The following is a 24076-nucleotide window of genomic DNA, read 5'->3' on the forward strand; positions in this document are numbered from 1 at the left end:
TTCAAGTGTTTCAAATGAAAGCATCAGGGAAGACCTCCCCCCCTGACGCAGAGCGAAAGGTGGGAATAAAAAAAAACGCCTCAGCGAAGACGCTAAGACGTACGTACTCTGTTCGTTATGTGTGCTAAGTCCAGCCTCTCCCACCTCAGGCAAATAGTCGATACTAAATCAACAGGTGGTAATGGGCATGGGTACTCCTTTGGTTGCCTCAAAATCACCTAAGAGCGGCTCAGCCTAACTACAAGTGTTTTCTTCAAAAAAAATTCGGAGAGAGAGTTTCTTATCTTCGTTCTTTGGGTTTGGGAGGATGATTATGCAAGGCGGGGGAGCTTCCGGGCTTCTCCGCATCTCTATCCTGCGCCATCATTACTTATCTCTATCGTTGGCCTTGCTGACTATACTCAGACAGAGCCTAAAGCAGGGGCACTTTTAGGGGCATTTTTGATGCCTAGAGGGCCTGGAAGATTAATAAACACTGATGTTCGGATTGTTGGCTGGGGTGGTAGGATTCGAACCTACGATGCGCTGTACCAAAAACAGGTGCCTTACCACTTGGCTACACCCCAACTGTGAGGCAGGGTTTACTTAGCAGCGCGGGGAGGTGCAAGAGCAGAAATGCATTTTTGGCAGAAAAAATTTCACTCAAAATGCAGAAAAATTTTCGGAATTTTTTAGGGCTTCGCTAACCCCTGATTTTTAAGACCCTGCGTCATTTTCAATCCCTCTCGTGGACAAGAGGACCGCCCGCGCGACATGGTGGGACAAAGAGTTGGAGAGGAGTTGGGCGATGTTTCTGGGAATACGACCTGAAAACGAAAAGCTGTTGGCGCAGGTCAAAGAGACGATCCGCGAGGAGGTGATGCCTCTGGAGGATGAATACCATGCGGAGATCGCTAAAGGCGACCGCTGGACCTACACAGAGCGACAGGCGGAAATCCTTGAGGGGCTTAAAGCCAAGGCCAAAGAGCGGGGCTTGTGGAACTTCTGGCTGACCGATTCCGACAAGGGATTTGGGCTCTCCACCGTGGAATACGCCTTCTTTGCCGAGGAGATGGGCAAGACGCCTTTGGGCGCCGAAGTGTTCAATTGCTCGGCGCCGGACACCGGCAATATGGAGGTGTTTGAACGCTATGGCAGTGACGCTATGAAAGAAGACTGGCTGAAGCCGCTTCTGAATGGCGAAATCCGCTCAGCCTACCTGATGACAGAGCCGGACGTGGCCAGCTCGGACGCCACGAACATCGAGATGTCCTGTGTGCGCGATGGCGATGACTATGTGCTAAATGGCGAGAAATATTGGGCTTCTGGGGCAGGGGACCCGCGCTGCAAAGTCTATATCGTGATGGTGAAAACCGGCGGTGAGGAGCTGCCGGTACACAAGCGTCAGTCGATGATTGTGGTGCCAGCGGGGGCGGAGGGCATCGAGGTTTTGCGGCCCATGATGGTCTATGGGCAGGACGACGCGCCGCATGGGCATATGCATCTGAAGTTCACCAACGTTCGGGTGCCAGCGGAGAATATTTTGCTGGGCGAGGGGCGTGGCTTTGAGATTGCGCAGGGGCGGCTTGGGCCGGGGCGCATTCACCATTGTATGCGCGCGATTGGACAGGCTGAGGCGGCGCTGGAGCGGATGTGCAAACGCGCGCTGAGCCGAGAGGCCTTTGGCAAGAAGCTGGCGCATCTGGGCGCAAACTACGACATCATTGCCGAGTGCCGCATGGAGATTGAGCAGGCGCGGCTGCTGTGCCTGAAGACCGCCTGGATCATGGATCAGGGCGACGCACGCGCGGCGGCGCCGTGGATCAGCCAGATCAAAGTGGTGGCGCCCAATGTGGCCCTAAAAGTGATCGACGAGGCGGTGCAGATGTTTGGCGGCACCGGCATATCGCAGGACACCCCGCTGGCGCAGGCCTGGACACACGTGCGAACGTTGCGCCTTGCAGACGGTCCCGACGCGGTGCACCGCCGCCAAGTGGCCCGCAAAGAGCTGCGCCAATACACGCAAGAAAAAGTCTGATTTTCACGTCGGTATAACGTCGGTATCGCGACTGTTTTGCGGCGGTGCGTGTTTTGAGGCCCCGACTCGGTGAGACGGGGCCTGTTTTTGTTGCATAGGCGGGGAGTGCAACAGCGGGCGGTGGGGTTAGAAAGCTTAATTTGCTTTGTTTTCTGTGATCCGATCTTTGAAACAATAAAGTCGCTAAAGCCAATACTTTTGAATTCTGCAAGGTATAGCTGTATTCAAAATTTAATAATGCGCATAGCCTTTCAAGTGAAAGGACCAACTTGGGCGACCCATGTTTTTTAAGCTTCAGCATTCTCTAGGTAACCAGTTTGCCAGCAACTCAGTTGACCTCCCGGTTTGTATTGAGATGGGAGAAAATCAGAGAAAATTTGAGTTTTGGAACTTTGAAGGCACACTTCCGCATCAACCCAAGTCGCAACTGTGTTGTGACTATGTGTCTTCCCTAGAGCCGCCAGACCGAGTGGTGGCAACCTTGACCGCTCTCACCGAGGGGCTGCTACTGCTCGACGAGCCTGTTCAAAGTGGTATTCCTTTTCACGCGGGGCAGACAGAGATTGTGAACTCCGAAGGACAAATAAAACCGGGGTTTGGATTTCCTTTTGAACTTCTTCCTAGGGGCAGCAAGCCTTGGCTAAAGTGTCTGCACCAACAGATGACTGATCAATTGGTTCAGTTTTTGAAGTGTGTACGTTGGCATCAGTCGAACTCAGGCGGCTATCAAGTTTCCCGGGAGATCAGTTTTCGGTACTCGTTTGATGGTTTGGAGTGGCATGGGATTCCAAGAAACAGCGACCTTCGCGTTGTCGAGTGGGAAGGGCTTTTGCTGAAGAAAGATTCATTGGATTTCGCGGTTAACTTGTTCGAAAACTCATATCGCGAGCCTGTTTCGCATGAGCTTGCTCGAGAGGCTTCTGAATTGGTGCAAGTCGCGCCAAGGAGCGCCCTTCTTGTAGCGGTTACAGCACTTGAAACTGGTGTTGCAGACTTGTTGAGTTCCTTACTCCCGAAAGCCTCTCCCCTTTTGAAGGAAATTCAATCTCCCCCGCTGATTAAACTTCTCAATGAGGTAATTCCGCAAATTCTTAAGGAGAGTGGGACCCCTAGTGAATTTTTCCCGATTAATAACGAAGCCACGAAGTACTTAAAGAAGTGGATAAGTCAGAGAAATGAACTCGCCCACGGACGAAGAGAGCAAGTGGATGCGACAAAAGTTAGTGAGTTCGTGGAGTTTGTTATTTCGGCTTTGTACATTCTTGATTGCACAAGAGGCCATTCTTGGGCGCTTAAATACGTCACCCACGATTGCTTTCTCAATGATAGTAGGTACGAGAAACACCCTGACGCTTAGCGGCATCTTACTGTGGCGCACGAACCGAGGGGCTAGGAAGCGAAGCGCCCGCCCCGTGGGGGCGGTTCGGGCGCTGCCAATGCAAAGCATTGGCATAAGGAGGGGCGGTTCACTTCTCGGGCGTTTGGTGGGCAAGGGGGCGGACGCTACCGCCGCTCCGCTGCAATTGCCAAGCCATCTGCGACGGCTGTGAAGACCTCGGAAACTTTATGCTTCGCCTGCGGGAAGCGCGCTTTGGCGGTGTCTTGCACCACCGACAACAGGCTAGAGCCGCCGACGTAGATCACTTGGGTGACGTCCGGCGCGGCGGTGCCTGTGTCTGTCAGAATGTCCACCATGGCTTGATCGAGCTTGGCGGCGTGGCCGGCGAGGATGTCGGGCAGTAGCGCGGGGGGAAGGGGGACCGTCAGGTTGCTGTCGAGCACTGAGAGGTCGACTTTGGGGTTGGCCGTGGCCTTGCTGGCGGAGACTTTGCCGGCCTCCACTGCAAAGGCGATGTCGTGGCCCAGCTCATCGCGCAGGACTTCGGCGAGGCGGGCGATTTGGTCGGGCGCTTGGGCTTGGCGCAGCATGTCGTCCACGGCGCGGCGGGTTTGGGCGGTGTAGAGGAAGGGGATTTTCTCCCAGGTAGCGAGGTCGTTGAAGATCGCCGCCGGGGCGGTGTGGGTGCCGCTGCCAAACTGGTTGCGCAGCTCGGTGCCGCGGCCAAGCAGAGGCATCACGCGGTCGATGCTGATGGCGCGGTCAAAGTCGGTGCCGCCGATGCGCACGCCGTGATTGGCGAGCGTGTCGATGCCTGCGTCAGTGGTGCGGAAGAGCGTGAAGTCGGAGGTGCCGCCGCCGATGTCGACGATCAGACCGAGTTGGCCGGGGTGTTCCAGCGCTCCGTTGGCGATGGCGGCGGCCTCGGGTTCGGCCATGAAGGTGACGTCCGTGAAACCGGCGGCCAGATAGCATGCGCGCAGGTCGGCTTCGGCTTGCGCCTCGCGCGGGTCGTCTGCGCCGTGGAAGACCACTGGACGGCCGGAGAGGGCGTGGGCGAAGGTCAAGCCGGTTTGGGCCTCAGCCGTGGTTTTGATGTGGCGCAGGAAGCGGGCGATGATGTCGACAAAGGTGACGCGCTCGTTCAGGATCTGGCGCTTTTCGTGCATCAGCGTGGTGCCGAGCACGCGTTTGAGGGCGCGCATGAAGCGGCCTTCGATGCCGTCCAGAAGGGCTTGGTTCGCCGGGGCGCCAAGCAGGGTTTTGCGGCTGTCAAAGTCAAAGAAAAACGTGGTTGGCAGGGTGGTTTCGCCATGCGCAAAGGTCATCAGATGGGGCGCGCCATTGACGGCCACACCTGCGGCGGAGTTGGAGGTGCCAAAGTCGATGCCAAGGGTGTGGGTGTGCATGGTCCGGTCTCCGCCACTCAAATCGAAGGCGCGGGTTTAGGGTTTGTTGCGGAGGTGGTCAAGAGGTCAGAACAGGGGACCTGACGGGGCGCTGAGCAGCAGGGCCTCGTGTTCGTCGTAGAGGCCGCGCATTTGTGGGGTTTCGAGGTGTGTCATGAACAGGCGGGTGACGGGGACGTGTTGCCAGTAGAGTGCGGCGTGGCGTTTGGCTTGACCGGCTTTGAGGAAACGCAGGGCAACCTCTTGGCTAAAGGTGGCAGAGGTGAACCCGCTCGGTCGCGGCGGTGTGAGTGCGGTATCGGAATAGATCACGCGGTAGAGCGGGACGTGGGACATTCCGAGCAGGGCGAAGACGGCGCGGAGGAATGCGAGGCGGGCGAGGATGTGGCGCCTGCGGTGGGGCATGGCTTTGGAGCCGGTGAGCTCGGTGGTGTCGCGTAGGATGCGGCCTTCAAAAGGGCAGAGCCCGAGGTCTGCCAAGGCGAGGCGGTGGGCTTTGATGGTTTCGCCGGCGTGGGGATTGCTGACGTATTGGGTGGCGACATCGGTTTCGATGTGCTGGACGTTGTGGTGTGTGAGCCAAGCCGACAGGGCGTCGGGATCGGTGAGGGCGGAGAAGGTTTCTGGAGTTGATGCAGGGGCAGTGCGGAGGCCTGCGTTGGTCAGCCAAGCGTGGGCTTGGGCCGTCAGTTTGGTGAGCTTTGCTTCGGTGCTGGCGCGTTGGGCGGTCTTTGTGGGAACGAGGAGTGGTCTGTTGAGCCGCTGACTGGCCGTTTGTAGCGCCTCTTGGGTGACCGTTGGCAAGGTCGGCATCTCTACGTTGCAAAGGAACTTGTCTGACTGCCAAACGGGGAACGTCCACCGAGCGCCTCTGTCTTCAAAGTCGAGAACCTCAACCGTAAAGCTGGCGGTATCCTCATTAAGGGCGGTGACACAAACCGGGGTGCGCCGCGGGTCACGCATCCAGAGCGTGGCGCCGCGTGTTAGGTTGGCGAGCGTGGCGACTTTGGCCTTCGGAGGAGGTGACGTGTGTGTGATTTGGATCACCGGGCTACCTACACGCCCCTTTAAGCGGCGAGGCTGGCAAGGGTGATCAGGGTTGCAAGAATTAGGATAACGCGTGTCATTGGCCTGCTCTCAAATTAGCTTTTTCAATCAGCTTGAGTGCTGCGGCGGCTTTAGGTCAAGGGTGCGGCAAAATCCCTGCCAAAAGCGAGTCTTTTTGGCATCGGCTCACAGGTGAGGCGCAAAGAGAAAGGACGGCTGGAGAGCCGCCCTTCTGAAGTCTCCTAACAAGCGTGGCTTAGCCTTGCAGGCTGCGCACTTCCAGATCGCCTTCTTCGCGGGCCTTCATGGCGCGGGCGGCGGCGTGGGACGCAGCAGCCGTGGTGAAGTAAGGGATGCGGTCATACAGCGCCACGGAGCGGATTTCGCGGCTGTCGTTCACGGCCTGCGCGCCTTCGGTGGTGTTCATCACCAAAGAGATGTCGCCGTTTTTGAGCATGTCGACAATATTCGGGCGGCCTTCATAGACTTTGTTGACCTTTTCACAGGCCACGCCGTTTTCAGACAGCCAGGCGGCGGTGCCGGAGGTGGCAACCACGGTGAAGCCCATGCCAATCAGGATGTTGGCGGCGTCAATCATCATCTCGGTTTTGTCGTCGTCTTTGACCGAGATGAAGGCTTTGCCCTCAGTAGGCAGCACCATGCCAGCACCCATTTGGGCCTTCAGGAAGGCGCGGGCAAAGGAGCGGTCCCAGCCCATGACTTCGCCGGTGGAGCGCATTTCTGGCCCCAAGATGGTGTCGACACCGGGGAAGCGGGCAAATGGCAATACGGCTTCTTTCACTGAGAACCAAGGCATGTTGGGGTCTGCCAGCGTCATTTGATCCGCAATTGGCTGATCCTTGGTGGCGTCGAGCTCCACGTAAGGCGCGCGTTTTGGGAAGTCCGCCAGTTTCTCGCCCGCCATGATGCGCGCGGCGATGGAGGCAATCGCGCTGTCGGTAGATTTTGCCACAAACGGCACGGTGCGCGACGCGCGTGGGTTCACCTCGATGAGGTAGATCTCGCCGTCTTTGACTGCGAACTGGACGTTCATCAGGCCAACAACATTGAGCGCAATCGCAAGCGCGTGGGTCTGACGCTCAATTTCCGCGATGGTGTCTCTGTCCAGCGAGTAGGGCGGCAGCGAACAGGCGGAGTCGCCAGAGTGTACGCCAGCCTCTTCGATGTGCTGCATGATGCCGGTGATGTGCACGTCGGTGCCGTCACAGAGCGCATCCACATCCAGTTCAACCGCACCTGCGAGGTAGCTGTCGAGCAACACAGGGCTGTCGCCAGAGACCACAACCGCTTCGGCGATGTAGCGTTCCAGCTGGGCCATGTCGCGTACGATTTCCATGGCGCGGCCACCCAGAACGTAAGATGGGCGGATCACCAGTGGGAAGCCGATGTCTTCGGCAATGGCCAGCGCTTCGGCATCTGTCGACGCGATGCCGTTCTTAGGCTGCTTCAGCTCCAGCTTGTTGACCAGCGCCTGGAAGCGCTCGCGGTCTTCGGCCAGGTCGATGGCGTCCGGGGTGGTGCCCAGGATTGGCACGCCTTCGGCTTCCAGCGCGTTGGCCAGTTTCAGTGGGGTTTGGCCGCCAAATTGAACAATCACCCCGTGCAGGGTGCCGTTTTCCTGCTCAACGCGCAGGATTTCCATCACGTGTTCAAAGGTTAGCGGCTCAAAATACAAACGGTCGGAAGTGTCGTAGTCGGTGGACACGGTCTCCGGGTTGCAGTTGATCATGATGGTTTCATAGCCCTGCTCGGTCAGCGCGTAGCAGGCGTGACAGCAGCAGTAGTCAAACTCGATCCCTTGGCCAATGCGGTTTGGACCGCCACCCAGGATGACCACTTTTTTGCGGTCGCTTGGGCGGGCCTCACATTCCACTTCGCCCATCATCGGGGTTTCGTAGGTGGAGTACATATAAGGCGTCTGCGCTTCGAACTCAGCGGCACAGGTGTCGATGCGTTTGAACACGGCGGTGACGCCCAGACCGGTGCGGGCTTTGCGCACGTCACTTTCGGACTGGCCAGTCAGCTTGGAGAGGCGGGCGTCAGAGAAGCCCAGCATCTTGAGCTGGCGCATGGCCTTCTCATCTGTTGGTAGACCGTTGGCGATCACCTCCGCTTCGGCGTCCACAATCTCGCGGATGCGGTCGAGGAACCACGGGTCAAACATGGTGACGTTGTGGATTTCATCGTTGGTCAGACCATGACGCATGGCTTGCGCGATGGTGCGCATGCGGTCCGGGGTGGCCGCGCTGATCGCTTTGGTCACAGCGGCTTTGTCAGGCGCGCCTTCGATTTCGACCTCATCAAAACCGGTCAGGCCGCTTTCCATCGAGGCCAGCGCCTTTTGCATGCTCTCGTGGATGGTGCGGCCAATGGACATGGCTTCGCCCACGGATTTCATCGCGGTGGTCAGGTTTGGCTCGGAACCGGGGAATTTCTCAAACGCGAATTTCGGGATCTTGGTGACAACATAGTCAATGGACGGCTCAAAGGAGGCCGGGGTGACTTTGGTGATGTCGTTGTCGAGCTCGTCCAGCGTGTAGCCGACCGCCAGCTTCGCGGCGATCTTGGCAATTGGGAAGCCGGTGGCTTTGGAGGCCAGCGCGGAAGAGCGGCTTACCCGTGGGTTCATCTCGATCACAACCATGCGGCCGTCAGCCGGGTTCACCGCCCACTGCACGTTGGAACCGCCGGTTTCCACGCCGATCTCACGCAACACGTTGATCGAGTGGTTGCGCATGATCTGATATTCTTTATCGGTCAGCGTGAGGGCAGGGGCCACGGTGATGGAGTCACCGGTGTGCACGCCCATAGGATCGACGTTTTCGATGGAGCAGACGATGATGGCGTTGTCCGCTTTGTCGCGCACCACTTCCATCTCGTATTCTTTCCAACCCAGCAGGCTTTCATCCACCAGGATCTGGTTCACCGGGGAGGCATCCATGCCGGTGCGGCAGTAGTGGATGTAGTCTTCGCGGTTGTACGCCACGCCGCCACCGGTGCCGCCCATTGTAAACGCGGGACGGATGATGGCTGGCAGGCCAATGTCGTCAAGTTCTTCGAGCGCGAGGCGGATGCCTTCGTCCAGATCAGCTGTGCCGTCGTCGTTCTTCGGTGCGGTCACGATGGAAGCGCGGGGGTTTTCGATGCCGAGACGGTCCATTGCCTCGCGGAAGAGTTTGCGGTCTTCGGCCATTTCAATGGCGTTGCGGTCCGCGCCGATCATCTCCACGCCAAATTTTTCCAACACGCCCATCTCTTCGACCGCCAGAGCGGTGTTCAGGCCAGTTTGGCCGCCCATCGTTGGCAGCAGCGCGTCGGGGCGTTCTTTCTCGATGATCTTGGCGACCATTTCGGGGGTGATCGGCTCGATGTAGGTTGCGTCCGCCATGTTGGGGTCGGTCATGATCGTCGCCGGATTGGAGTTCACCAGGATGACGCGATATCCCTCTTCTCGCAGCGCTTTACAGGCTTGTGCGCCGGAGTAGTCAAATTCACAGGCTTGGCCAATCACAATGGGGCCGGCCCCGATGATCATGATCGAGGAGATGTCGGTTCTTTTGGGCATGGTGGACCTCGGGCTGGTGGCAGCGATGTCTTGGCGGGCAGGAAACGCCAAATACGCAAATTGTCGTGCGTTATACGGATCAGAAGGGCGGGCGCAAGGGGGATCGGAAATTTGTCGTAAAGCGCCGCAATTGACCACTGTTTTTTAATAAAATGCAACGTATATGGCTGGCAAGGATTTACCAGCGACCGGGGGGCGGACGTGCAGATTCGATTTGATCATGGGCCAGATGGCGGGGCGACGCTGTTTCAGAAGCCTGAACATGTGATCACGATCACCGATCCCAACGAAGTGGGCATGGCCTTTGACGTGCTGACACAGGCGCAGGACGCCGGGTTCTGGTTGGCGGGCTATGTCAGCTATGAGCTGGGCTATGTGCTGGAGCCAAAGCTGCGGCGGTTGTTACCTAAGACGCGGCGGGTGCCGTTGATCAATTTTGGTGTGTTCCGTGCGCCGGAGATGGCGGGACCATTGCCGCGGGATGGCAAGTTTGATCTGCGGCCGTTTGAGACCCGCTGGAGTGCCGCGACCTATCGGGCGGCGTTTGATCGGGTGCATGGCTATATCGGGGCTGGCGACATCTATCAGGCCAATCTGAGTTTCCCAATGGAGGCGAAGTTTGAAGGTGATCCGGTCGCGCTTTACGGGGCCTTGGCGGCGCGGCAAGCTGTGGGGCATGGCGCGCTTATTCGCCAAGATGGCTTGCCGGACATTCTGAGCCGGTCACCTGAGCTGTTTTTCCGCACAGATGACAAGGGCCGAATTGAAACACGCCCAATGAAAGGGACGCAGCCGAGAAGTGATGATCCGCGTGAGGATGCGCGGCGGCGGCAGTGGTTGGCGACGGATGAAAAGAACCGCGCTGAGAACCTGATGATTGTGGACCTGCTGCGCAATGACATCAGTCGGGTGAGCAAGCCGGGCTCGGTGCATGTGCCAAAGCTGTTTGAGGTCGAGAGCTACGCCACCGTGCATCAGATGACCTCCACCGTGGCGGCAGAGTTGCAGGAGGATGTGCGCTTGGCTGATATTCTGAAGGCGCTGTTTCCTTGCGGGTCCATAACGGGGGCGCCAAAACTGCGGGCGATGGAGGTCTTGCGCGATTTGGAGCCATGGCCGCGTGAGATTTACTGTGGCTCTATTGGCTGGGCCGCGCCGGATGGGCGATCTGAGTTCAGTGTGGCGATCCGCACCTTGATGGCACAGGCGGGACAGATGACATTGAATGTCGGTGGTGGTGTTGTCTGGGACAGCACTGCACCGGATGAATATGAGGAAGCGCTGTGGAAAGCACGGTTTGCCCAGTTCCAGCCGGAACCCGCCTGATTGAGACCTTTGCCTGGCGTCCCGAGGGGATTGCGCGACTGGATTTGCATCTGGAACGGCTGAAGCGGTCTGCGCGGGCGCTGGGATTTGAGTATGATCCTGAGCGCGTGGCGGAGGCGATTGACGCGCTGGGCGGGGAGGGCGCGTTGCGCTGTCGGCTGACACTTGGCGCGGCTGGCGATGTCGAGATCACAACGGCGGCGTTGCCAGAGGCGTCAGCGCAGTGGTCGGTGCGGATCGCGCCAGAGAGGCTGCGTTCGGAGGATGCCTTGTTGCGGCACAAGACAACGCGCAGGGAGGTATATGACCGCTGGCGGGCGGATTTGCCCGACGGCGTTCAGGAGTGGCTGTTTCTGAATGAACGGGATGAGCTGTGCGAGGGCACGATTTGCAATGTCGTTCTAACAATGCCGGATGGGGCGCGGCTGACACCGGCGTTGACGTCTGGGTGTTTGCCGGGAGTTTATCGCCAGAGTTTGTTGGATGCTGGTGCGGTCCAAGAGGCGGTTTTGACGGTGGATGACCTGCGGTCCGCAAGGCGTATTGTGCTCACAAATGCGCTGCGTGGTGAGGTCGGTGCCGTTCTGTCTGACGTTTGAGGCGGGAGGGCTGCGACTGCCTGGGTAGGCGCTTTTGACTCAATTGAACTTCGTGTGATGGTGATATTGCCGATACAGGTCGTTTGAGTGTCGCGTTGCAAATGCGCCTGCCTGCCGGGGGGGCAGGCAGGCGCAGCCCTCCCTGCGGTTGGGCGAAGAGGCCTCCTTTTTGTGCCGAATCCAGCGCCGTTCTCTTGACTTTGGTGGCGCAAAAAGGTGTATCGGGCCGACTGTAGTTATTCACCCTGAAAGAGGGCCCGCACATGCACGCCTATCGCAGCCATACCTGCGCCGATCTGACCAAATCCAACGTGGGCGAAACCGTCCGCCTGTCTGGCTGGGTGCACCGCATCCGTGACCACGGCGGCATTCTGTTTGTCGACCTGCGCGACCACTATGGCATCACTCAGGTTCTGTGTGATCCAGACAGCCCGGTTTTCTCCGACATGGAGAAGGTGCGCAGCGAGTGGTGTATCCGCATTGACGGCAACGTAAAGGCGCGTGATCCCGAGCTGGTGAACGACAAAATCCCAACCGGTGAAGTTGAGGTGTTTGTACGTGACCTGGAAGTGCTGGGCGCAGCGGACGAGTTGCCGCTTCTGGTGTTTGGCGATCAGGAATACCCTGAAGAAACCCGCCTGAAGTATCGCTTCCTCGACCTGCGTCGTGAGCAGATGCAGCAGAACATGACCATGCGCTCGGACGTTGTGGCTTCCATGCGCAAGCGTATGTGGGACAAAGGCTTTCGCGAGTATCAGACTCCAATCATCACAGCCTCTTCGCCAGAAGGTGCGCGTGACTTCCTCGTGCCGTCCCGTATTCACCCTGGCAAATTCTACGCACTGCCGCAGGCCCCACAGCAATTTAAACAGCTGATGATGGTTGCGGGCTTTGACAAGTATTTCCAGATTGCGCCGTGCTTCCGTGACGAAGACCCACGTGCGGACCGCTCGCCAACCGACTTCTACCAGCTCGACATGGAGATGTCCTTTGTGGAGCAGCAGGACGTCTTTGACACCATCTCGCCAGTGATTGCAGGTGTGTTTGAAGAGTTCGGCGGTGGCCGAAAAGTGGATGCGCCAAACGAGTGGCCGCAGATCCCCTATGCGGAAGCCGCGCTGAAGTACGGCTCTGATAAGCCAGACCTGCGCAACCCGATCGAGATGCAGGTTGTTTCTGAGCACTTTGCAGGCTCCGGCTTTGCGATCTTTGCCAAGCTGCTGGAACAGGAAGGCACCGAAGTGCGTGCGATCCCTGCGCCAACCGGTGGTTCGCGCAAGTTCTGTGACCGCATGAACAAATTTGCCCAAGGCGAAGGCCTGCCGGGCATGGGCTACATTTTCTGGCGCAAACAGTCTGCGGACACCATTGCACAGGAACAGGGCATCTCTGTGAAAGAGGTGAACGCGAAGATCAAAGCCGGTGAAATTGTTCTGGGCGAAGAGGCGGCAGGCCCGCTGGCCAAGAACATCGGCCCTGAGCGCACCGAAGCGATCCGTCAGCAGCTGGGTCTGGGTGTAGGCGACGCGGCCTTCTTCCTGGGCGGCAAGCCAAAGGCGTTTGAAGCAGTTGCTGGCCGTGCACGTAACGTGATTGGGGAAGAGCTGGGTCTGATTGACAAAGACCGCTTTGCCTTTGCCTGGATCGTGGATTTCCCGATCTATGAAGCAGACGAAGAAAGCGGCAAGATCGACTTTGAGCACAACCCGTTCTCCATGCCACAAGGGGGCCTTGAGGCGCTGAATGGCGATCCGTTGGAGGTCAAAGGCTATCAGTACGATCTGGCCTGTAACGGCTACGAGCTGGTGTCTGGCGCGATCCGGAACCACATGCCAGAAGTGATGTTGAAGGCGTTTGAAATTGCCGGGTACGATGAGAATGAAGTGAAAGAGCGCTTTGGCGCGCTTTACAAAGCATTCTCCTACGGTGCCCCTCCGCACGGTGGCTGTGCCGCAGGTGTGGACCGCATTGTGATGCTGCTGGCGGATCAACAGAACATCCGCGAAGTGATGATGTTCCCGATGAACCAGCGCGCCGAAGACCTGATGATGAATGCGCCAAATGAGCCGTCCAGCGATCAGCTGATGGAGCTGGGTCTGCGGGTGATCCCGCAGGAGTGATCCTCGCACTCAGCGTTTGAGATTTGAGCCGCCTGCGACCCTGTCGTGGGCGGTTTTTTGTTTTTCAGGCGTCGCATCGGCGGATTTTTGTTGAGATATGTCTGGAATTCCTAAGCCGCGTAGAAGCGGCTTTCCTATATGTTAGGGTGAAGTGAAGGTGAACGAGGAGCGCTGTGACCGTGGTGTTTGATCCAGATATTGCACAGACCCGATTTGGCTATGGGTTGTCCCCCAAGGTGGCGGGACCGGCGGACATCGCGGAGATGATGGCGCTTTTACGTGCAAACGAGCCGGAAATGCCGTGGTTCCCGTTGCCCAGTGACGCGGAAATGCGAGAAAAAATGTTGGCGTTGTTGGATGCGCGTCGCAAGATTTCCAAAGCGGAAAAGGGCAGTGATGCGCAGCAGGCGCTGCAAAAGGCGTTCAAAACGGCCAGGCGTGCTTCCAAGCAAGAGGGGGCAAAGTGGATTGGTGCCACATTGGCGCGGCGGGTTTGGAGCCGCGATGGTTTGCGCGAGCGATTGGTTGCCTTTTGGAATGACCACTTTTCCGCGCCCGGGAAAAATGTGATCTATCGATTTGCCGAACCAGCTTATGTCGCCAATGCCATTCGTCCCTTTGTGAACGGGCGGTTTGAGGACATGCTGATCGCGGCTGTTTTGCATCCACAAATGCTGCATTTCCTAGATCAGAATAATTCAGTGGGGCCCAACAGCACCGTTGCCAAGAAGCGGTCGGAGAAAAAACTTGGCCTCAATGAAAATCTGGCGCGCGAGATTTTGGAGCTACACACGCTGGGGGTGGACGGTCGGTATACACAGAAGGATGTGCGCCAGTTTGCGGAGCTTCTGACCGGCGTGACCACCATTCAGAAGAAAGGAACTGCGTTTTTGGCCAAGCGGGCTGAGCCTGGGGCGGAGACGGTTCTTGGCAAGGAATATGGCTCCCGTCGCGCGCAAATGGCGGATGTGCATGCGGTGTTGCGGGATCTCGCACGGCATCCGGATACGGCGCGTCACTTAACGCGTAAACTGGCCGTGCATTTTGTGTCCGACACGCCGGATGAGGATTTGTTGGTGTCGATGGGCGCTCGGTATTTGGAAACAGATGGCGACTTGGCTGAAGTTGTGGAGGCGATGCTGCGGCATCCTGCGGCTTGGGCGCCGGTGGGCAATGGCACCGGCAACTTCAAACAGCCGGAGGTGTTTGTCAGTTCGGCGCTCCGGGCGTTGGCCGTCCCCAAAACACGGCTTCGGGAGGTAAAGAGCCCTCAGTTGGAGCGCTTGCTTGGCACGCCATTGCGCACGATGGGCCAACCTTGGCGTCGACCCTTTGGACCGGACGGATTTGAAGAGGGGGATGCGCATTGGCTGACGGCGCAAGGCATGGCGGCGCGCCTGCAATGGGCGCTGGGCGTGTCCACGGCCGTGTTGCAAGAGTTGCCGGACCCACGTGTCTTTGTGGAGACAACTCTGGGCGAACAAGCGCCGGCGTCGGTGCGGTTTGCGGCAGACGCAGCAGAAAACCGGCGTGAGGGGATCGCGTTGGTGCTGATGTCACCCGCGTTCCAACGGGTGTGAGGAGAGCGTCATGGGAAAAACAGTGATGGATCGACGGGGCTTTCTTGGGCGTGGTTTGGCGGTGGGGTGTTCGCTCGCCGCAAGCCCGTTGATGACGCCGGTGAGTTTTGCCGCAACGGAAGGCGAAAACCGACTGGTGGTGATTATCCTGCGTGGCGGCTTGGATGGGCTGGATCTGCTACAACCTGACAATGCGGGATTGCGCGCATTACGTCCCACCCTGTTGGCGCGCGCGCCGTCCGGAATGGAAATATCTGAGGGCATGATGTTGCATGCCGCAGCCAAGCCATTGTGGCCAATGTGGCAAGCTGGAGAGTTGGCTTTTGTCCAGGGGGTGTCGACACCATACCGTAACAAACGCAGCCATTTTGATGGGCAGGATTTGCTGGAGGCGGGGACAGCGCAGTTGCCAACAGGAGCAACCCGAGACGGCTGGCTAAACCGGATGTTGCAGAACATGCCGGGCAGTCAGATGACCACTGCCTACGCGGTGGGGGCAGATCCGATGTTGCTCAGCCAGGGCGCGGCGGCGGTGGAAACATGGTCGCCGGACGTGGGCTTTGTGTTGTCCAGTCAAGGCGCGCGATTGTTGGAGATGACCATGGAACGGGATCCGGCCATGGCATCAGCGATGCAGAAAGCCATGGTGCTCGCGGGCGACGGAGGCGGCGGTGTTTTGGAGATGGCTGACAGCGGCATGATGAGCGATCTGGACAGTATGATGGATGCGCAGATGAGCCCGAAGGGACGCGGTCGCGCGGGCGCGCATGTGCGGGTCGCAGAATTTGCAGCGCAGCAATTGCGGGACGCTGCGCGGGTGGCGTGTTTTTCGATTGGCGGATGGGACACACATGCGGCGCAGGCGCGGACGTTGAAAGCGCCGCTCAAACGCCTGAGTGACAGTTTGTTGGCTCTGAAAGACGGTGTTGGTGAAAAGGTCTGGGCCCGCACAACTGTGCTGGCGATGACTGAATTTGGCCGCACCGTGGCAGAAAATGGCACCAAAGGCACGGATCACGGGACCGGCGGCATGATGGTTATGGCAGGCGGCGCGATCCGGGGGCAAATCGTGCATGGCCAGTTGACGGGTTTTGAAGAAGCCGACCTGTTTCAACGCCGCGATTTGATGCCCACTGATGATGTGCGCCGCTATGCGGCCTGGGCCATTCGCGAGAGTTTTGGCTTGGATCAGGCGGCCCTTGAGGGCGTGGTGTTCCCAGGGATGCAGTTGGGAGATGCGCCCGGATTGTTGGCTTAAGCCAGAAGGGCTTGGCGCGCGGGGCGGGCTGTGCCACTACTTGGCCAACTGAAGGAAGACCACTCATGCAAACATCCCGCCCTGTGGGCTTTGCCGTGCCCGATTGGACCGTACCACCACGGCCATCGGGCGAGGTTTTGGACGGCCACTATGTGCGGCTTGAGCCGTTAAACGCGGAGGCCCACGCGGCGTTGTTGTATAGGGCCTATCAGGCGGATGACTGGGTGTGGGACTACATGCCTTATGGGCCATTTCATTCGGCGGCGCAGTATCATCGCTGGGTGCGGGAAACGGTTGAAAACCAAGACCACTTTTTTTACGCGATCTACAGCAAAGCGGAGCGCACCTTCACGGGCGTGGCGTCGTATCTGCGCATCTATCCAGAGCGCGGCTCTATCGAGGTGGGCAACATCAACTTTGCGCCGGTGATGCAGGGCACGCCTGCGGCGACCGAGGCGATGTTTCTGATGATGCAATGGGCCTTTGACACTGGCTATCGCCGCTACGAGTGGAAATGTGATGCGCTCAACGCCCCGTCTCGCCGGGCTGCGCAGCGGTTGGGGCTGAGTTATGAGGGCATCTTCCGGCAGGCGCTGGTGTACAAAGGGCGCAATCGTGACACTGCCTGGTTTGCGGCGATTGACCGAGAGTGGCCCGCACTTAAAGCGGCCTTTGGGGCATGGCTGTCGCCAAGCAATTTTGACGAGACAGGCCAACAGCGCGAGCGGTTGAGTGATTTGACCCAATTGGTGCGCGCGAGTAGCGATCCTGAACAAGGGTAAACCCAAATAGAAAAGGCGAGGCCAATGGCCCCGCCTTATTGTCCCGTGTCTTACGTCTTCGTTTCGGCGGTGTAGGTCCTAAATCACCGCCGCTTCGGTTAGGCGGCTTTCCACCACACCGTTAAGCTCGGCCACATTGGCGCGCACGCCGCTGCCTTCTTTGCGGGCGCTTTCCACCGCTTTCACCGCGTTGAGCAGGCCTTTGTCTCCGGCACTACGGGCAAGGCCACCTAGAAACTGCGCCACATAGTCGATCAGCTCTTCATCGCCTTCTTTTAACGTGTCAGCGGCGTGCAGAAGATCGTCGCGGAAGGCCACCGGGTCCGGCTTGATGGCTTCGTTGTCGGCAACCCGTGCCACGGTAGGGCGATAAGCGTCAGGCAGGCGGCGTAGGATGGCCTGCTGGAAATCTGTGAGCGTGCCGTAGGGTTTGGCGATAAACCCGTCCGCCCCCGCAGCCAACGCGGCTTCCTGGGCAAAGTCGTCCCCGGATGTGCCAAGGATCAGTTCGATCCGCGGCGTGGCTTTGTTCAGCTCTTCGATCAATTCGGCACCGGAGCCATCCGGCAGCCCCATGTCCACAATCGCCACGGTTGGCATGTACACTTGCAGATGTCGTCGGGCGGAGGTCAAGCAGTCTGCGCGGCGGATGCGGGCACCGGAGCGCACACACATCAGACGCAGCGCGTCAGAGGAGAACCGGCTGTCTTCCACCACCAGAACGGTCATGCCCAGAAGCGGGCGTGCGGCTGATGGGGTGGTCAGCGGTGAGAAAGGCGATTTGTCGTCCATGATTGAATTCCTCAACGATGCGAAAACTACAAGTACCGAAACGTGCAAACAGGCTAAGAACACATGCCTAACGAAAGGTTAAAGCGATCCGCGACGCCCTGTCGCTTGCGCCTGCGCATATCAGCGCACATAAGAACGGTGAGCGGGAACCATGTCCAATTGGAGGAGAAAAAAATGATCGGAAGATTGAACCACGTGGCCATTGCGGTTCCAGATCTTGAAGCCGCAAGTGCGCAGTATCGTGATGCGCTTGGCGCCAAGGTTGGCGCGCCACAGGATGAGCCGGATCACGGCGTGACGGTGGTGTTCATCGAGCTGCCAAACACCAAAATCGAGCTGCTTTATCCACTGGGAGAAGACAGCCCGATCAATGGCTTCCTTGAGAAGAACCCGTCCGGTGGCATTCACCATGTGTGCTATGAGGTCGATGATATTCTGGCGGCGCGGGACCATCTGAAATCAACTGGCGCACGTGTTTTGGGCAGTGGTGAGCCAAAGATCGGGGCGCATGGCAAACCCGTGCTGTTCCTGCATCCGAAAGATTTCAACGGTTGCCTTGTGGAACTGGAACAGGTCTAAGAGGCCAACCCCAAAACAGACCAGGATAGGCGGGCCATTTGTGTCCGCCTTTTTTATCAGGAGCGCGCAATGACCATCACTTCAGCCCTCGTTTTATACGCCGTGCTTTGGTTCATGACTTTTTTGATGGTGATCCCGATTCGCCTCAAAACACAGGGTGACGTCGGTGAGGTTGTGCCTGGCACACATGCCAGCAGCCCGGAGCATCACTACCTCAAAACCAAGGCCTGGATCACCACGGGCGCTGCCGCGGTGATGTGGGTGATTTTGTACTGGATCATCACATCAGGTGTGATCACCGTGCGTGATATTGATTGGTTTAACGTGATGGGGCCCGCCGAGGTGACGGCTCCAGCTGATGGTACAGATGGGTAAAGGTCGCCGCGCCTAAGATCGGGATCACCAGGTTCAATAATGGCACGACCAGTGGCATCGCCATAAGTGTGCCGGCGAGCCAGATGGTGCCGAGATGCTTTTTGCGCAGCTTCTTGGCTTCAGCCCGTCCGACACGGCGCATGGCAACCATCTGAAAGTACTCCCGCCCCAGCAAGAAGCCGTTCAGGCCCCAAAAGATGAACAGCGCAAGCGGTGAAAAGAGGGCGTAGAGGATCAAGGCCAATATGTTGGCTGCGACCAACACGCCAAGAAAATTCACACTGTCTTTGAGACCTTCTGCAAAAGTCACGCCCGGGACATCGGGCAACTCTGGATAGTGTTTGTCTTCCACCGCATCGGCCACTTCATCCAGAAACAACGAGGTGATCGCGGAGGCCACGGGCACCATCAGGAAGATCGACAAAAAGATCATCAAGAAAAGGGAGGCAAAGGTGAAGAGGTCGCCAACCCAAGAGACGTTGCCCAAGAGCTCCTGCACGGTTTGGCCTGCGCCAATCCAGTTCAAGAACATCAGGAAGGCGGTGTAGACCGCAACCAGCAAGACAAAGGTCAGGCCAATGCCTTTGAATAGGACCCGGCGAAAACGCGGGTCCCCAACTTGTGACAGGGTCTTGCCAAAAGACGAGATTGCTAGGCTGACAGCCATGTGACTTTGGTCTCCATGTTGGGACGTGGGCGCTCGGGCGGCGCGACTTTTTCGGTGCCGATGTGGATGAAGCCTGCGACACGCTCACGCGGGGTGAGGTCGAGACCTTTCTCCACAAAGCTGCGATCGTGGCTGGCCCATCCGGACAGCCAGTTGGCGCCCCAGCCAGCCGCCAGTGCGGCGTTTAAAAGTTGCAGGCATACGCAGGCGGCAGAGTAGCTTTGCTCAATCTCAGGCACCTTTTCGCTGATCACCGGGGCTTCGATCACGGCGACCGCAAGATCGGCGCGGTCAAATTGGTCGTGCGCCTTGGTGATCTTGTCGGCATCCATCCCAAGTGCTTCACCGCGCTCTTGCGCGAGTTTTGCAAGTTTGGTCAGCGCGGCGCCTTCCAGCACGATCAGGCGCCAGGGTTCGAGTTTGCCGTGATCGGGGCTGCGTAGCGCTGCCTCCAATAACGGCTCCAGTTCCGCGCGGGTGGGCGCGGGACCAATCAGGGTTTTGGCGGGACGTGAGCGACGGCTCAGCAAGAAATCCAGCGCGGCTTGATTTGGGTGAGGCATAAATTCTTCCCTCAGGAGTTGATTGGGTATGTTGGCGTGGCGCGGAAAAGTTTCAACCGGGCGGGCTTGCGAAAATTTCAGCCATTTCATCCACCAGCGTGGCAAAGAAGGCTTCGACGCGGGCGTTGGGCTGGCGAATTGTGAGGGAGGCGGCCATGGGATCTTCGGCTGTGATGTCTGATCCAGAGAGTTCTTCGATCACAGCGTGGCCACAGAATGGCACATAGGCTTCGGAATAGCCGCCTTCGTGCACAAGCAGCAGTTTACCGTCACAGAGGCTGTCTGCGGCACCCATGACTTGTTTGGTCATCTGGCGGAATGTGTCCGCTGTGGCCAGCATACGAGACAGCGGGTCAAACGCGCCTGCGTCAAATCCACAGGCAACAATGATTACATCTGGTTTGAAGGTGTGCAGGGCGGGCAGGACAATTTTGTCCATCGCGTGCAGGTATGTGTTGTGCCCCGCACCGGGGGGGAGCGGGATATTGATGTTTGTGCCCAGGCCCGCGCCTTTTCCGCGATCAGCGACGTCGCCGGTGTCGAGCGGGTAATTGTGCTCCTGATGCAGAGAAAGCGTCAGAACGTCGTCACGGTCATAGTAGATTGCCTCGGTGCCGTTGCCGTGGTGCACATCCCAGTCCAGCACCGCAACACGTTGGGCCAACCCTTGGGCTTGCACCTCTTCGATGGCCACGGCGATGTTGGCCAGCAGGCAAAACCCATTGGGCCAATCTGGCAGGCAATGGTGGCCGGGGGGACGGGACAGGGCATAGGCGTTTTGCACCTCACCTGAGGTGACCGCACGCAAGGCTTCGGTGGCGATGCCGGCAGACAGCGCTGCTATTTCGTACCCGCCTTTGCCAAACGGGGTGCGCAGGCCAATTTCGCCGCCGCCAGCGTCAGAGACCTCTTTGAATTTGGCCAGGAAGTCTGCTGGGTGCACACGCTTGAGCATGTCGTCCGTTGCAGGCGCTCCGCTTCGCACGTCGAGTTCCGCCGTGAGGCCGGTGACATCCATGAGGTTCTTGAGGCGGCGTTTGGTTTCCGGGCTTTCCGGCAGACCGCCGGCGGCCAGAGGCTGTACGAGATCACCAACGGGCAGCGTCAAGGCGTAGTTACCGCCCGCGTGCCAGAAGCATTTTTCGTCAAAAAAGAATCCGGTAGCCATGTGGTCAATTCCCCCTCCACGTTGTGCGAGGGCTACCCTATGCGGCGCGGTTGGGAAATGTAAATCGCTGTGACCGACGTGAGGCCAGGGCTTTCAGGTATTGGGATTTTTCATTTGGCCCTAAATATCCCGGGGAGTCACAGCTTGCTGTGACGGGGCAGCGCCCCAGTTGTGCCGGACCACAATGTCAAATCCCTCAGTCAGGCGCGCGCTTGAGCATGTAAACGCCTTCGGGCAGATCCAAAGCAGCGGTCAGATCCTGCACCATCGTGTTGGACAGGGTGATCTTCTGAACCGTATCTGTGCGGGCGTCATATTGCTCGATGGTGACACAGTCCTCAAACATGTGAATGATCACATCTTCCCCTAATGGGGCGGTGCCTTCGTCGACCAATGTGACAACGGTGGCGTCAAATTCGTGCTCGATGCTGAACATGCCCCCAGCGTAGCGCAAAGGGGAGGGGGTGCAAGCATTTCCCTCTGGTCTCGGCAGGCTTAGATGATAAATTTACGCCTGTGTCCTAATGTGGGCCGTTTGTGGGAGGGATGTCATGCGTCAGAATTTGCCAGTGAAAGCCAGCGTTGTCAGCGTGGTGGCCGCTGCCGTTTTGAGCGGCTGTGTGTCAACCACCACCAGCTCGACGCCGCAACCGGCGGTGCAGCAACAGCCTGCGCCCAAGATTTCCACGTCGCAGGCCACCTCGCGTTTGGCGCCGGTGAAAGCGCGGATGGAACCATTGGTGGAGCGGGAATGTAAGGCACGTACACCTGCAGGGACCAATTGTGACTACAAGATTTATGTGGATCCGAAAGAGACCAAAATCGCCAACGCCTATCAGACATTGGATAAGAATGGCCGTCCGCTGATCATTTTCACCGCGCCTTTGGTGGCGGAAACGCGCAACAAACATGAGTTGGCCTTTGTCATGGGACATGAGGCGGCGCACCACATCAAAGGGCACATTGCCCGCAGTCAAGGCAATGCAGCTGCCGGTGCGGCACTGGGGGCCATTCTGGTGGCAGCAGCCGGCGGCAATGCGCAGGCGATTGAGGCGGCGATGGATTTGGGCGCGGGCGTTGGGGCGCGCAGCTTCTCCAAGAACCACGAGTTGGAAGCCGACCAATTGGGCACGATCCTAACCAAGAAGTCGGGCTATGATCCGCTGATTGGCGTGAACTTCTTTGAGCGCACGCCAGATCCAGGCAACCAGTTCCTGGGCTCGCACCCGCCCAACGCCTCGCGCGTGGCGGTTGTAAAACAAACGGCGGCAGGGCTGTAGGCGCGTGTTGCAGCTGACCAATGTGGTCACCGACCGGGGCAGCAAATATGCGGTGTCGGGCGGCAAGGTGACCAGCCGCAAAGAGGCGGATGCCTTTCTGAAAGAACTTAAACGCAGCAAGAAATTTGCCAAGGCGACGCACAACACTTGGGCTGCTTTGATGGCGGACGGCACACCGTTGAAAGGGGATGACGGCGAGAGCGGCGCGGGCTTGGTGATCTTGCGCATGTTGGAACGCGAAGAGCTTACAGATCACATTGTGGTTGTAACCCGTTGGTATGGCGGCACAAAGCTTGGCGGAGATCGGTTCCGTCGGGTGCAGGATTGTGTGCGGGCCTATTTTGAGGCGCTGATTTAAGCGCGATCAAATTCATCTCAGATTGGCGATTGATGCAGGTCAAAGGGGGATTGCGCCTCTGCTGATAGGCTGTGTTGGTCAGCCATTGGAGATGCGCCTATGACCCTTGTTTCAGATCGGACTGCCCAGTTGCGCCACCATGCGGCGCTGTTGGATGACACGGCCAGCCGTTTGGGGATGGACCTGCAAGAAGCGGCCATTCGCGGCGCGCTCAAGTTTGAAGAGATTTCCGAGGCGGTTTTGCGCTGCACCACCTGCAGTGAGCCGGAGGCCTGTGCTCATTGGCTGAAGGAGGAGGGCGCGGTGGTGGCTGCGCCGCGTTACTGCCGCAACACCAAGCTGCTGAAGCGGCTGCAAGGTGAGCCATAGGCCTCGGTCGCGGGGCAGGAAGGTGAGAGATGAAACCGCTGGGAGATCGTACGCAGCATTATTGGTTGGCACAGCGCATGGCGCAGTTGACCCAGACCGATTTGGTGGCGGCGATGACGCGAGCGCAGCTCTCACAAGAAGATTGGGCCGAGATGGTGGAGAACTGTCGCGGCTGTGACTGGGAAGCCGGATGTTACCGTTATCTGACGGCGCATGAACGCGATGCTTGCAGCGAAGAGCGGGCGCCGGCGCCCTGTGTGAACAAAGACCGTTTCAAGCGGCTCAAAGATGCGTTGGAGGCGCAGGGGTGATGGGAAACGTACAGCCATTGGGAGACCCGGTGACACATTTCTGGCTGACGCGCAGCATGGCGCGGGTATTGGGGGTGTCGCTGAGTGAGGCGATGATGGATCAGACCCTGAGTGCAGAGGACTACGCGGCGATGGTCACGCGCTGTCGTATGTGTCCGCACACCGAGGCGTGTCAGAGTTTTCTGGGGCAGCAGGCCGGGACGGAGAAAAGCGCACCGGAGTTCTGCTGTCATGCGGAACTGTTTGAGAGATTGGCGGCGGTCTGATCCCGCGTGTCACAATAGGAAAAGGAGCCAGCGATGTTTGAGAAAATGAGCCAGCACACTGCTTTGGTCACAGGCATGTCCAAACGCGTTGGCGTGGATTGGGAGGAAGTGATCATGGCCAACCCGGAGAAGGCAAAAGAGTACCGCAGCGCGGTGATGCAATGCACCAAATGCAAAGAGCTGGGGGCTTGTCAGAAGTTTCAGGAGCTCAACGACAGCGCGGCCAATGCGCCGGATTACTGTATGAATGTGGAGCTGTTCAAAGAGATGCAGCAGGGCTAAGGC

At 58.4% G+C, this 24076-nt stretch carries 24 protein-coding genes and 1 tRNA gene; 16 read left to right on the forward strand and 9 right to left on the reverse strand.

From position 1 onward, the window contains the following. Positions 1 to 491: 491 nt before the first annotated feature. Positions 492 to 566 (reverse strand) — tRNA-Gln (locus tag Q0955_RS01755). Positions 567 to 787: 221 nt separating this feature from the next. Between Q0955_RS01755 and Q0955_RS01760 the strand changes: the two genes are divergently transcribed. Both Q0955_RS01760 and Q0955_RS01765 read left to right on the forward strand, forming a co-directional pair. Next, positions 788 to 2017 (forward strand): acyl-CoA dehydrogenase family protein, encoded by a 1230-nt coding sequence (locus Q0955_RS01760; protein ID WP_299419124.1) that lies wholly within the window; start codon positions 788 to 790, stop codon positions 2015 to 2017. A 280-nt stretch (positions 2018 to 2297) separates the two neighbouring features. After that, positions 2298 to 3374, forward strand: a complete 1077-nt coding sequence (locus tag Q0955_RS01765; protein ID WP_299419126.1) for a hypothetical protein — start codon at positions 2298 to 2300, stop codon at positions 3372 to 3374. Positions 3375 to 3520: 146 nt separating this feature from the next. On the opposite strand, the gene Q0955_RS01770 is transcribed toward Q0955_RS01765, so the two are convergent. From Q0955_RS01770 to carB, 3 genes are all read right to left on the reverse strand, one after another. Next, on the reverse strand, positions 3521 to 4765 hold the full coding sequence (locus Q0955_RS01770; RefSeq protein ID WP_299419128.1) for an Hsp70 family protein: 1245 nt from the start codon (positions 4763 to 4765) through the stop codon (positions 3521 to 3523). A 66-nt stretch (positions 4766 to 4831) separates the two neighbouring features. Next, positions 4832 to 5812 (reverse strand): hypothetical protein, encoded by a 981-nt coding sequence (locus Q0955_RS01775; RefSeq protein WP_299419130.1) that lies wholly within the window; start codon positions 5810 to 5812, stop codon positions 4832 to 4834. Positions 5813 to 6068: 256 nt separating this feature from the next. Next, complete coding sequence (gene carB, locus Q0955_RS01780) at positions 6069 to 9398, reverse strand: carbamoyl-phosphate synthase large subunit (RefSeq protein ID WP_299419132.1); 3330 nt, start codon at positions 9396 to 9398, stop codon at positions 6069 to 6071. Between the two features lie 201 nt (positions 9399 to 9599). On the opposite strand from carB, the gene Q0955_RS01785 reads away from it, so the two are divergent. From Q0955_RS01785 to Q0955_RS01810, 6 genes are all read left to right on the forward strand, one after another. Next, the gene (locus tag Q0955_RS01785; RefSeq protein ID WP_299419134.1) at positions 9600 to 10724 is read left to right on the forward strand and encodes an aminodeoxychorismate synthase component I; all 1125 of its coding nucleotides are present in this window, start codon (positions 9600 to 9602) and stop codon (positions 10722 to 10724) included. Next, positions 10682 to 11323, forward strand: a complete 642-nt coding sequence (locus Q0955_RS01790) for an aminotransferase class IV family protein (RefSeq protein ID WP_299419136.1) — start codon at positions 10682 to 10684, stop codon at positions 11321 to 11323. Before Q0955_RS01785 ends, Q0955_RS01790 begins: the two co-directional genes overlap by 43 nt. 263 nt (positions 11324 to 11586) lie before the next feature. Continuing rightward, entirely contained in the window at positions 11587 to 13443 is a 1857-nt protein-coding gene (gene aspS, locus Q0955_RS01795) for an aspartate--tRNA ligase (protein WP_299419138.1), read from the forward strand. A gap of 179 nt (positions 13444 to 13622) precedes the next feature. Further along, the gene (locus tag Q0955_RS01800; RefSeq protein WP_299419140.1) at positions 13623 to 15023 is read left to right on the forward strand and encodes a DUF1800 domain-containing protein; all 1401 of its coding nucleotides are present in this window, start codon (positions 13623 to 13625) and stop codon (positions 15021 to 15023) included. A 10-nt stretch (positions 15024 to 15033) separates the two neighbouring features. Continuing rightward, positions 15034 to 16281 carry a DUF1501 domain-containing protein gene (locus Q0955_RS01805; RefSeq protein WP_299419142.1) on the forward strand — a complete coding sequence of 416 codons (1248 nt, stop codon included), beginning with the start codon at positions 15034 to 15036 and terminating at the stop codon, positions 16279 to 16281. 65 nt (positions 16282 to 16346) lie between these two features. Further along, positions 16347 to 17063 carry a GNAT family protein gene (locus Q0955_RS01810; protein ID WP_299419144.1) on the forward strand — a complete coding sequence of 239 codons (717 nt, stop codon included), beginning with the start codon at positions 16347 to 16349 and terminating at the stop codon, positions 17061 to 17063. Positions 17064 to 17141: 78 nt separating this feature from the next. Here Q0955_RS01810 and Q0955_RS01815 read toward each other — a convergent pair whose 3' ends face one another. Next, the gene (locus Q0955_RS01815) at positions 17142 to 17855 is read right to left on the reverse strand and encodes a response regulator (protein WP_299419146.1); all 714 of its coding nucleotides are present in this window, start codon (positions 17853 to 17855) and stop codon (positions 17142 to 17144) included. A gap of 174 nt (positions 17856 to 18029) precedes the next feature. Between Q0955_RS01815 and mce the strand changes: the two genes are divergently transcribed. Continuing rightward, on the forward strand, positions 18030 to 18434 hold the full coding sequence (gene mce, locus Q0955_RS01820) for a methylmalonyl-CoA epimerase (RefSeq protein ID WP_299419148.1): 405 nt from the start codon (positions 18030 to 18032) through the stop codon (positions 18432 to 18434). 69 nt (positions 18435 to 18503) lie between these two features. Then, positions 18504 to 18809 carry a DUF1467 family protein gene (locus Q0955_RS01825; protein ID WP_299419150.1) on the forward strand — a complete coding sequence of 102 codons (306 nt, stop codon included), beginning with the start codon at positions 18504 to 18506 and terminating at the stop codon, positions 18807 to 18809. On the opposite strand, the gene Q0955_RS01830 is transcribed toward Q0955_RS01825, so the two are convergent. The 4 genes from Q0955_RS01830 to Q0955_RS01845 all read right to left on the reverse strand — a co-directional run bounded on the left by Q0955_RS01830 (position 18754) and on the right by Q0955_RS01845 (position 21643). Then, positions 18754 to 19476, reverse strand: coding sequence for an EI24 domain-containing protein (locus Q0955_RS01830; RefSeq protein WP_299419152.1), 723 nt, complete (start codon positions 19474 to 19476; stop codon positions 18754 to 18756). The two genes, Q0955_RS01825 and Q0955_RS01830, sit on opposite strands and share 56 nt — an antisense overlap. Beyond that, positions 19461 to 20039: a nitroreductase family protein gene (locus Q0955_RS01835; protein WP_299419154.1), complete on the reverse strand. Its 579-nt coding sequence runs from the start codon at positions 20037 to 20039 to the stop codon at positions 19461 to 19463. The genes Q0955_RS01830 and Q0955_RS01835 overlap by 16 nt, the downstream gene beginning before the upstream one ends. Positions 20040 to 20091: 52 nt before the next feature. Then, positions 20092 to 21207 carry a class II histone deacetylase gene (locus tag Q0955_RS01840; RefSeq protein WP_299419156.1) on the reverse strand — a complete coding sequence of 372 codons (1116 nt, stop codon included), beginning with the start codon at positions 21205 to 21207 and terminating at the stop codon, positions 20092 to 20094. A gap of 196 nt (positions 21208 to 21403) precedes the next feature. After that, positions 21404 to 21643: a hypothetical protein gene (locus Q0955_RS01845; RefSeq protein WP_299419158.1), complete on the reverse strand. Its 240-nt coding sequence runs from the start codon at positions 21641 to 21643 to the stop codon at positions 21404 to 21406. 115 nt (positions 21644 to 21758) lie between these two features. On the opposite strand from Q0955_RS01845, the gene Q0955_RS01850 reads away from it, so the two are divergent. From Q0955_RS01850 to Q0955_RS01875, 6 genes are all read left to right on the forward strand, one after another. Then, the gene (locus Q0955_RS01850; protein ID WP_299419160.1) at positions 21759 to 22487 is read left to right on the forward strand and encodes a M48 family metallopeptidase; all 729 of its coding nucleotides are present in this window, start codon (positions 21759 to 21761) and stop codon (positions 22485 to 22487) included. Positions 22488 to 22491: 4 nt separating this feature from the next. After that, complete coding sequence (locus Q0955_RS01855; protein WP_299419162.1) at positions 22492 to 22845, forward strand: YigZ family protein; 354 nt, start codon at positions 22492 to 22494, stop codon at positions 22843 to 22845. Positions 22846 to 22944: 99 nt separating this feature from the next. Beyond that, positions 22945 to 23214: a DUF6455 family protein gene (locus Q0955_RS01860; protein ID WP_299419164.1), complete on the forward strand. Its 270-nt coding sequence runs from the start codon at positions 22945 to 22947 to the stop codon at positions 23212 to 23214. 29 nt (positions 23215 to 23243) lie between these two features. Next, entirely contained in the window at positions 23244 to 23525 is a 282-nt protein-coding gene (locus Q0955_RS01865; RefSeq protein WP_299419166.1) for a DUF6455 family protein, read from the forward strand. Continuing rightward, positions 23525 to 23791, forward strand: coding sequence for a DUF6455 family protein (locus Q0955_RS01870; RefSeq protein WP_299419168.1), 267 nt, complete (start codon positions 23525 to 23527; stop codon positions 23789 to 23791). The genes Q0955_RS01865 and Q0955_RS01870 overlap by 1 nt, the downstream gene beginning before the upstream one ends. Before the next feature lie 33 nt (positions 23792 to 23824). Continuing rightward, a complete protein-coding gene (locus Q0955_RS01875; RefSeq protein ID WP_299419170.1) occupies positions 23825 to 24073 on the forward strand; it encodes a DUF6455 family protein in 249 nt (82 codons plus the stop codon). The last annotated feature ends 3 nt before the right edge of the window (positions 24074 to 24076 follow it).

This window comes from uncultured Shimia sp. (assembly GCF_947493595.1).
In the GTDB taxonomy this organism is placed as follows: Bacteria; Pseudomonadota; Alphaproteobacteria; order Rhodobacterales; family Rhodobacteraceae; genus Shimia.